This window comes from Acidithiobacillus sp., assembly GCF_027322205.1.
In the GTDB taxonomy this organism is placed as follows: domain Bacteria; phylum Pseudomonadota; class Gammaproteobacteria; order Acidithiobacillales; family Acidithiobacillaceae; genus Acidithiobacillus.
The window spans coordinates 1-2030 of record NZ_DAHVHY010000141.1; the positions used below are offsets into that span (position 1 = coordinate 1).

The following is a 2030-nucleotide window of genomic DNA, read 5'->3' on the forward strand; positions in this document are numbered from 1 at the left end:
CCCGCCAGTGTGCCGGTAGCGACCCTGCCGGGCTGGGACGCTGGCTGGGTGGCGGTGCAGGACGGGGCGGCACAACTGGCGGCCCACATTCTCGCGCCCCAGGAGGGGGAACGGATTCTTGACGCCTGTGCCGCCCCTGGCGGCAAGACGGCCCACCTGTGGGCATTGGGGGCGACGTGCCTGGAAGCCCTGGACCGCTCCGCAGAACGCCTGAACCGGGTGCGCGAAGCGCTGGAAAGACAAGGCGGCATAGCGCATTTACAAGTGGCCGATGCCGCAGAAACCACTGCTTGGTGGCATGGCGAGTTCTATGACGCCATCCTTCTGGATGCACCCTGTACCGGCACCGGGGTAATCCGTCGCCACCCTGACATCCGTCTGCGCCGCCAGCCGGAGGATGTGGCCGAGGCCGTGGCACAGCAGGCGCGCTTGCTGGAGGGCCTGTGGCCCTGTCTGTGCCCCGGCGGTCGGTTGCTCTATGCCACCTGCTCGGTGCTGCCCGAGGAGAATGAAGAACAGATCATCGCTTTTCTCCTGCGGCATCCTGACGCGCGTCGTTCTGCCCACCCGCTGACCGGGCAACGCCTGCCCGGACAGGACGAAATGGATGGTTTTTACTATGCCTTGCTGGAGAAAGGCGCATGAGCCAGAATGGCGCATGGCGTTTGTCGGCCCGCCGAAACTGGCAACAGCAATTTGTCGTTATCCTGATCGGGTTCTGTTGTTTTGTTGGCATGCATGGGATGGCGGTGGCGGGTTCGGCGTTTCACGTGGAACATTTGCAGGTGACCCCGCAGGGAAATGCCGTTGAAATTAATGCCCGCGTGCAAATGGGTAAGGAAGCGCTCCTGCAAGAGGTCCTCGACCAGGGACAGACGCTGATCTGGGTCGTGGCGGCAGAATGGCGTGAGCCCGAGCCTTTCTCCTTCATCCCCGGTGTTGGCGTGCATGCACACCGGGAGCAGCGCTGGCGTATTCACTATTATCCCCTGACTAACCAATATGCCATCGAAAGTCAGCACGGGATGCTCACTTTATACTCGCACTGGAGTGAGGTCGTCGCGGCACTAGCCGAGGTGCATGATTTCATCCTCCCGCTGGTCCACGGTGCGGCGCGCGGTCAGGTGGCATTGCGGGTATATATTGATATTCAGGCCTTGCCGCTGCCGTTACGTTTGCGTGCGCTGCTTGGCCACTGGAAACTGGAGTCCCCATGGATCGTCAGCGCGCCCCTTTCGCACTGAGAAGCTGGCTGCGTGCCTTGCGTGCCGGCACCACTCCGGAGCGGCAGCGAGTGGGACCGCGCTGGGGCGCTGCTCTGCTCCTGTTGGCCATCGTCACCTTTCTGGGGGTCAACTTTTTCACCAGTGCCGGGGGACCGCTGAGCCGTTATTTTGTGCCCATGCTGGTGATTTCCGCAGGAATCGTCCTCTTTCTGGTCATTCTGGTGCTGGTCTCGGTGGTGGCGCTGCTCTTGCGCCTGCGGCGCGGCGAGGTGGGTAGTCAACTGGCCACCCGTCTGGTGGTGATTATTACCCTGCTCAGTTTCCTGCCGGCGGCCATCGTCTTCGGTTTTTCCTGGCAGTATCTGAATCGGGGCGTGGACTCGTGGTTCAGCAGCGCGGTGCAGAGTGCGCTGGCCCAGGCCATGAACGTGGCGAAGGCGGGCGTGGACCGTTACCGTAATTCCACCCTGCTGGCGGGCGAAAGTATTGCCCAGGCGTTGGTGGGCGAGTCCGACAGTAACGCCGTCATTACCGTGATCGCCCTGCGCGATCAGTATCATCTGGGCAGCGTCACGCTCTTTTCCGGCGATAACCGGATTATCGCCACCAGCAGCGATAACCTTAATCTGGCGCCGCGCTTGCCGCGCCGGGAAATCCTTGCTATGGAAGAGAATCACCCGACCGCCTCCATCGAGCCGGAGCCCCAGGGGGCTTTGCTGGTGAAGGTACTGATCCCGGTGCTGAGTCCGCATCTGGGACAGAGCAACCGTGTTCTTTATGTGGAGCAGCCCATCCCCGAGCAGT

2 protein-coding genes and 1 pseudogene are annotated in these 2030 nt (G+C 62.1%); all 3 read left to right on the forward strand.

Translation table 11 applies throughout. The annotated features are described in order from the left end of the window. Window positions 1–645: 16S rRNA (cytosine(967)-C(5))-methyltransferase (locus M7F93_RS11810; protein WP_463670978.1), on the forward strand; the 645-nt coding region annotated here is incomplete at its 5' end. Beyond that, window positions 642–1244 (forward strand): DUF4390 domain-containing protein, encoded by a 603-nt coding sequence (locus tag M7F93_RS11815; RefSeq protein ID WP_298173796.1) that lies wholly within the window; start codon window positions 642–644, stop codon window positions 1242–1244. The genes M7F93_RS11810 and M7F93_RS11815, both read left to right, overlap by 4 nt. After that, window positions 1214–2030 (forward strand): annotated as a pseudogene (locus M7F93_RS11820) (sensor histidine kinase); the annotation flags it as partial. The gene M7F93_RS11815 and the pseudogene M7F93_RS11820, both read left to right, overlap by 31 nt.